Raw genomic sequence first — 7,054 nt, 5'->3', positions numbered from 1 at the left:
GCCTTACCCTCGTTGAACGAGGGTAAGGCGTCCTTCCCTGCATAAAGCCGGGGCTCAGCCGTTGTAGCCCTTGTAGAGGTTGATGAAGTCGTACAGGCCCTGCGAGATGCCGCTGCACGACGGGGAGACGCCGCCGCTGGGGCAGTTGCCGTTGTCGCGGCCAACCGACCAGAAGGCCAACCGTCCGATGTGGTTGGACTGAGCGAAGCTCAGCACCGCCTGGGCCGCCGCCCTGGTCGTGACCATGCCGCTGTCGTTCACGCCGATCATCGGGGTCAGACCGAGCATCGCCCTGAGCTGAGCGTCCGATGTGGACGGCCAGATCGAGCGCATCTGGCCCAGGGTGGCGTTGGCCACCGAGACCATGGCCTGGCCCCAGTCGCCGGTGTAGCCGAAGTCCATGACCATGGGGTTGACCAGAACGTTCAGGCCTCGGCTGGCGGCGTCCTGGAGGATCGACACCGAGAACGGGTCGATGCCGTAGTCCTGGCCCTGCACCCGCAGCGTGTAGCTGACGGTGGTGCCACGGGCCCGTTGCACGGCGAGCAGGGCCTGGTTGACCGTGGCGGTCGGGATGGACGCCTCGATGTCCACGTCCAGGCTGTTGCTGCCGACCGCGTCGAGGGCCTTCTCGTACGCCGCGGTCAGCGCGGACACCGAGCCGCAGGTGTTCTCCAGGTACGGGCCGGCCGCGCCGCCGGTGGAGACCGTCACCGCTCCGCCGAGGGCCTTCAGGTCATTGACCTCGCCGATGATCCTGGCGTCGTTGAGCGGAATCGTGCCGCCCCACGACACGGTGCAGCCGGTCGAATCGGCCAGCGCGAAGGCTAGGGTGAAGTTCTTCTGGCCCGTCGCCCGGGCCACGTCGGCCAGCGTCGGCGTGGCCGCCGTGATGTCGATGTACGGCGAGAACTTCGCCCCGGTCGGCGGCGGAGTGCCCGTCGTGGTCGTGGTGGTCGTCGTTGTGGTGGTTGTGGTCGTGCTGCTCGGCGGGGTGCTGCCGCCGCCGCAGGGCTGGCCGTTCAGCTTGCAGTTGGCCGGCTGGCCCGAGCCACTGACCAGGAAGCCGAAGCTCGCACTCGCGCCCGCGGCCAGCGAACCGTTGTACTCACGGTTGGTGAACACCTGGTGCTGTGCGCTGGGTGTGTTCACGGCGTCCCAGTAGGAACCCATGGTCGACCCGGCCGGCAGGTCGAACTCCACCTTCCAGCCCGTGATCGCCGTGCTGCCGGCGGTGATCGTCACCTTCTCCTGGTAGCCGCTGCCCCAGTTCGAGTCGGTGGAGATCACCGCGCCGGCCGGCGTCGCCGCCTCGGTCAGCCCGGCCGCCACGAACAGCCCGACCACCGGCAAGGCGGCGGCCAGTGCGACGAGCATCCGGGCCCGCATCAGCTCACCACCAGGTTCAGCCGCTGGATGCCCCAGTTGTCGGCCTGGTTGCCGGGCAGCCACACGTCCACAATGTCGTCCTTGATCCAGCTGCCGATGTCAGCCGCGTAGCAGTTGCCGTAGCCGGGAACCGCGAACCTGGTGCCCCACGGGATGTTGCGGGCGTCGACGGCGCAGAAGCCCGAGCCGGCCAGGTAGCCCAGCGCGGTCTGACCGGTGTCGTTGTAGGAGGTGACCCGGTAGTTGAGGACCGTGCCCTTCGGCAGCGACCACGGCGCGAGCTTGCCGTCCGTGCCGACGCGGTAGGAGGTGGAGATCTGGCCGATCGACGGCTCCGAGCCCGAGGCGTCGCTCATGGCGTAGAGCTGGTAGTTCGCGTTCTGGCAGGGATTGCTGTCGGTCACCGTGAGCGTGGGCTGGCCCCAGTCGCTGATCCACTGGAGGGCCTGGCCGTTGCGGAAGGCCCGGTAGGCGACCGCGCCGGCCACCCGCTTGAACGTGAAGGTGACGGTGCTGCCGGAGATCCCGCCGCTGACGCCGGACGGGGCGGGCAGGCGGCCGCTGACGTTCACCGGCGGGACGAGGGTGCCGGGGCCGTGTCCGCCGGTCACCGGGCGGTCCGGGATGGGACCCGTGTAGAAGTGCTGACAGGCTGGGTAGGCGGGAGCCGCCATTGCCGGGGCGGCCGCGACCGTCCCCGAGATGATCATCAGGGCGGCGGCGAGCAGGACGGAGGAGCGCATGGTCAGGGCCTCTCTGCGGCAGGGGAGCGGAGAGTGGTGCACGCGCAGCGGGGTGGTGTGGGGGCGAGGGCGCGTCACGCCCCCACACCACGGCTGTCGCCCACTGGGGGCGACCCTCCGCTTTACGCGGCGGGTGGCCCCGTGGGTTCACGTCGCATTCCGACGGTAAGTGGCCTAGACCACAACGTCAATGGGTCTAGACCTTTTTCGAGGAGTTCACCAGATGGCGAAGGATTGCTGACCGTGCAGAACTCACCCTGGGCGACCGCCGTCGCGACCGGCATCGGCTCGCTGCCCGGAACCGATCCCGGCGAAGCCGACCGTGTCATCGTCGGCGAGCTGCCCGACCTGCCCCACCTGGCCGAACTCCCGTCACGGGGCGTCGGCGCGGACATGATCGGCCGCACCGCCGGCCTGCTCGTCGACCTCGCCGTCGAGGTGGTGCCGTCCGGCTACCGGGTCGCCTCCCGCCCCGGCCACGACCACCGCCGGGCCGTCGACTTCATGCGCTTCGACCTCGACGCCTTCCAGGACGCCGTCGAGAACGCCAAGCCCCCGGTCGTCAAGGTCCAGCTCACCGGCCCGTGGACCCTCGCGTCGCTGATCGAGCTGCCCCGCGGCCACCGGGTCCTCACCGACCCTGGCGCCTTGCGCGAGTTCACGGCGTCGCTGTCCGAGGGCCTCGCCCTGCACGTCGCCGAGGTCGCCAAGCGAACGGGCGCCTCCGTTGTGGTGCAACTGGACGAGCCCATGCTGCCGTCCGTGCTGAGGGGCATGCTGCCCACTCCGTCCAAGCTCGGTTACGTCGCCCCGGTGCCCGAGCCCGACGTCCGGGAGCTGCTGGGCTCGGTCGTCGAGGCCGCCCGTCGGGCCAGCGGGCAGCCGGTCGTCGTGCACTGCTGTGCCGACAAGCCGCCGCTGTCCCTGCTGCGATCGGCCGGCGCCGACGCCCTGGCCTTCGACCTCACCCTCCTGCGCAACGCCTCCGCCGAGGTCCTCGACCAGATCGGCGAGACCTGGGACGACGGCGCCGTGTTGTTGCTCGGCCTCGTTCCCACCGTCGACCCGACCCAGCCCCCCACGCTCAAGGCCCTCGCCCAGCCGGCCTTCGACCTCGTCGACAAGCTCGGCTTCGCCCGCACCCTGCTGGCCGAGCGCGCCGTGGCCACCCCGACCTGCGGCCTCGCCGGGGCCACCCACACCTGGGCCCGCCGCGCGATGGCCCTGTCGCGGGAGCTGGCCAAAGCCTTCGTCGAGCCGCCCGAGAGCTGGTGAGCCAGGCACAACCCCGCCCGGGCACGTGAGTGGCTTATGTGCCTTCAGCGCCCACCTAAGCCACTCATGTGCCCGTCGTCGCACGTGAGTGGCTTAGGTGTCTTCAGCGCCCACCTAAGCCACTCATGTGCCCGTCGTCGTCGCACGTGAGTGGCTCAGGTGCGTCCAGGGGGAAAATGAGCCACTCACGTGGCTTGAAGAGGTGGGGGTACCGGCTCGATTCAGCTGCGGTTTGTCCGGATGATCCCCTTGACCGGGGATGTGACTGTGACGTAGCTTTCATCTCAACCAATTAGGAAACTTTCTTAACTGTTTGGGCTCCACCGCCGCCGGCCCTGCACCGGAGGACCCCATGCGAGTTGGAACAGCGGTGATCGCGACCCTGGCCGCGATCGCCTCGGTCGGCTTCGCCGTGCCCGCCGCGGCGGCCACGACCGCCGAGATCAGGGTGGACCAGGTCGGCTATGCGACCGGGGAGACCAAGGCCGCCTACCTGATGGGCACGACCTCGAGCGCGGGCGCCGCCTTCTCGGTGGTGGATGCCGCCGGGAAGTCGGTGCTGACCGGGAAGGTGGGCGCCAGCACGGGCAAGTGGAGCACCGCCTACAGCGCGGTGTACCCGATCGACCTCACGGCGCTGAAGACCAACGGCACCTACCAGGTCAAGGTCGGCGCCACCACGTCGCCGAAGTTCAAGGTGGACAGCGCCAACGCGCTGTTCTCGCCGATCGCCGACGACGTGGTGAAGTTCTTCCAGGTGCAGCGGGACGGCTCGGACGTGATTCCGGGCGTGCTCAACCGCAAGCCGAGCCACCTGACCGACAAGACGGCCTCGGTCTACGCCGTGCCCACCTTCACCGGTGACGACACGATCACCAGCAAGATGGCCAAGACCGGCGCCACGATCGACGCGTCGGGCGGCTGGTTCGACGCCGGCGACTACCTCAAGTTCACGGTGACCACCTCCTATGCGGTGACGAACCTGTTGCTGTCGGAGCGGTCCCGCCCGAGCACCTCGCTCAACGCCGAGGCGCAGTACGGCCTCGACTTCCTGAGCAAGATGTGGGACGCGAAGACCGGCGTGCTGTACGCGCAGGTCGGTGTGGGCGGCGGCAGCAGCAAGGAGAACTTCGTCGGCGACCACGACGTGTGGCGCCTGCCGGAGGCCGACGACAAGCTGAACGTCAAGGTCGGCGACGAGAACTACTACATCAAGTACCGCCCGGTGTTCGCGGCCAACAAGGCCGGCGCGAAGATCAGCCCGAACCTGGCCGGCCGGGTGGCGGCGGCGTTCGCGGTGGCGGCCCAGAACCTGGCGGCCACCGACAAGGCCAAGGCCACCCAGTACCTGACGACCGCGGCCACGATCTACGGCCTGGCCGACACCGCGGGCGGCAGCATCGTCTCGGCCTACCCGCACGGCTACTACCCCGAGTCGTCCTATCTGGACGACCTGGAGCTCGGCGCGTCCGAGCTGGGCCTGGCGGCCAGCGCCCTCGGCGACAGCCGCGCGGCGGCCTTCACGACCGACGCCGGCAAGTGGGCCAAGGCCTACCTGGCCAGCAGCGACCAGGGCACGCTCAACGTCTACGACACCAGCGCACTGGCCCACGCCGACCTGGCCAGGCTGCTGCGCCTGAAGGACGCGCCCAAGGTGGACGTCACCGAGGCCCAGCTGACCGGCGACCTGGCCCGCCAGCTGTCCGACGGCGTCACCGAGGCGGCCAAGAGCCCGTTCCGCACCGGTGCCTCCGTGACCGACTTCGACGTGGCCAGCCACAGCTTCGGCTTCGTGGCCACGGCCCTGCTCTACGACCAGCTGACCGGCAAGCACGACTACGACGCTTTCGCCACCCAGCAGCGCGACTTCACGCTGGGCTCGAACGCGTGGGGCACCTCCTTGGTGGTCGGTGTGGGCAGCACGTTCCCGAACTGCATGCAGCACCAGGTGGCCAACCTGGCCGGCAGCCTCACCGGCGGCGACAAGGTCGCGGTGGGCGCGGTGGTGAACGGGCCGAACAAGGCGAGCCTGTTCAAGAGCATCGACACCCTGCCCGACGGCGGCAAGAAGTGCGGTGTCGCCTCGTTCAAGACCTACGACTCGACCACGTCGCGCTACATGGACGACGCACGCACGTGGCAGAGCTCCGAGCCGGCGCTCGACTTCACCTCGACCGCCGCGCTCGCGTTCAGCCTGACTGCGGCAGGCTGAGGCAGGGAAAGAAGGGCCGCCCGATCCCCGATCGGGCGGCCCTTCGTCGTTGTCAGCACACGGCCTTCGGCGGCACTCCCGTGAGGAAGTACCTGTCCACCAACGGGATCACGCAGGTGTTGCCGGTGGTGTAGAGCTCGTGGCCGGCACCGTCGTGATATATCGACCCGCTGCCCGGCACCCGGGACACCACCCGGTCGGTCGCCGGGAAGTCGCCCCAGGAGCCGACGGCCAGCAGCGGCGGCAGGCCCACGGGCAGCGGTCGCGGCGGGTTGTCGACGGGGCCGGGCCAGTCGAGGCACGCCAGCGTGAACGGGATCATCGTGCCGGCCGCGCCGAGCACGGGGTCGATCCGGCCGAGTCGGGCCACGGTCGCCCGGAGAGCGGCGAAGCTGCGCGGCGTCGGCCACTCGTGGCACTCGGACACCGGATACACCATGCTGGGATGCGGAAACGCCGACTTGTCGCCGGCCGCGGCCTTGGCCAGGTCGGTCGCCAGCTGAGGGAAGTCCTTGCGGTCGCCGCGCACCAACCGGAAGGTCATGGCCAGCTTGGACGACCAGTCGTCCAGCGCGGTCGCCACCACCTTCGGCACGTCCTGGCCGTGCAGGGCGCACGTGGCGTCGGCCGCGCACCACGACGAGAACCGTTGCAGCCGAACGACGTTGTCCCGGGCGATGGCGTCCTGGCTGCGGTCGAAGTCGCCGCTGTGATCGCCGCTGCCGTCGATCACCATGGTGCGGACCCGGTTCGGGTAGAGGTCGGCGTAGGTCTGGCCGTACACGCCGCCGTAGGAACCCATGTAGAGATTCAGCTGGGCGACACCGAGGGCCCGCCGGATGGCCTCCATGTCGTGGGCGTTGGTCAGCGTGTCCATGTTGTCGAACAGCGCGGGATCCTGCTGCCGGCACACGTCCGCGCTGGTGCGGACGTCCGCCGCCAGCTGGTCGAACTCCGCCTGCGACGTCGGCAACTGCGGCATGCCGTGCAGTGGCGCCGAATTCAGGCACGACCAGTCCATGACCGGCGTGCTCCTGCTGCCCATGAGGCCGTAGCCGCGGGGATCCCAGGTGACGATGTCCATGTGCTGCCGCAGTTGGTCGAACGGCTGCGAACCCGGCGACAGGATGCCGCCGCCCATGACCTCGATGCCGGCCGCACCGGGGCCGCCGTAGTTGACCAGGACCGTGCCCTGGGACGGACCGGTCGCCTTCAGCCGCCCCACCGCGAGCGTGACCTTGCGGCCGTCGGGATGCTGCCAGTCCAGCGGGACCGTGAGCGTGGTGCACTCCATGCCACCGTCGCACGGTGTCCAGGCCAGCGCGGGCGGTGTGAGTGTCGGTGTCAGTGGCACCGTGGCCATGGCGAGCGCCAGGATGAGCGTCTTCATGCCGGCAACGATGGCGACCTCGGCCCCGGTTCGCGTCTGTCTGGC

Annotated in this window: 5 protein-coding genes; 2 read left to right on the top strand and 3 right to left on the bottom strand. The window is 69.6% G+C overall.

All coding sequences use genetic code 11. From position 1 onward, the window contains the following. Nucleotides 1-54 precede the first annotated feature (54 nt). Nucleotides 55-1,389, bottom strand: a complete 1,335-nt coding sequence (locus tag AB0M73_RS27390; protein ID WP_363895910.1) for a cellulose binding domain-containing protein — start codon at nucleotides 1,387-1,389, stop codon at nucleotides 55-57. Next, nucleotides 1,389-2,132 carry a 3D domain-containing protein gene (locus tag AB0M73_RS27385; protein WP_363895907.1) on the bottom strand — a complete coding sequence of 248 codons (744 nt, stop codon included), beginning with the start codon at nucleotides 2,130-2,132 and terminating at the stop codon, nucleotides 1,389-1,391. The genes AB0M73_RS27390 and AB0M73_RS27385 overlap by 1 nt, the downstream gene beginning before the upstream one ends. Nucleotides 2,133-2,375: 243 nt before the next feature. Here AB0M73_RS27385 and AB0M73_RS27380 point away from each other — a divergent pair, with 243 nt between their 5' ends. Continuing rightward, nucleotides 2,376-3,407, top strand: coding sequence for a methionine synthase (locus tag AB0M73_RS27380; protein WP_363895904.1), 1,032 nt, complete (start codon nucleotides 2,376-2,378; stop codon nucleotides 3,405-3,407). A 352-nt stretch (nucleotides 3,408-3,759) separates the two neighbouring features. Then, nucleotides 3,760-5,619, top strand: coding sequence for a glycoside hydrolase family 9 protein (locus AB0M73_RS27375; protein ID WP_363895901.1), 1,860 nt, complete (start codon nucleotides 3,760-3,762; stop codon nucleotides 5,617-5,619). Nucleotides 5,620-5,671: 52 nt separating this feature from the next. Here the strand turns inward: AB0M73_RS27375 and AB0M73_RS27370 are convergent, their stop codons facing one another. Further along, the gene (locus AB0M73_RS27370) at nucleotides 5,672-7,009 is read right to left on the bottom strand and encodes an alpha/beta fold hydrolase (protein WP_363895898.1); all 1,338 of its coding nucleotides are present in this window, start codon (nucleotides 7,007-7,009) and stop codon (nucleotides 5,672-5,674) included. Between the last annotated feature and the right edge of the window lie 45 nt (nucleotides 7,010-7,054).

This window comes from Kutzneria sp. NPDC051319 (assembly GCF_040682195.1).
In the GTDB taxonomy this organism is placed as follows: Bacteria; Actinomycetota; Actinomycetes; order Mycobacteriales; family Pseudonocardiaceae; genus Kutzneria.
Note: the sequence above shows the minus strand (reverse complement) of the source record. Positions and strands in the feature narration are given on the sequence as shown.

Coding starts and splice junctions, on each gene's coding strand:
- AB0M73_RS27385 (WP_363895907.1), bottom strand. CDS start 2,132: ATGCGCTCCTCCGTCCTGCTCGCCGCCGCCCTGATGATCATCTCGGGG.
- AB0M73_RS27370 (WP_363895898.1), bottom strand. CDS start 7,009: ATGAAGACGCTCATCCTGGCGCTCGCCATGGCCACGGTGCCACTGACA.
- AB0M73_RS27375 (WP_363895901.1), top strand. CDS start 3,760: ATGCGAGTTGGAACAGCGGTGATCGCGACCCTGGCCGCGATCGCCTCG.
- AB0M73_RS27390 (WP_363895910.1), bottom strand. CDS start 1,389: ATGCGGGCCCGGATGCTCGTCGCACTGGCCGCCGCCTTGCCGGTGGTC.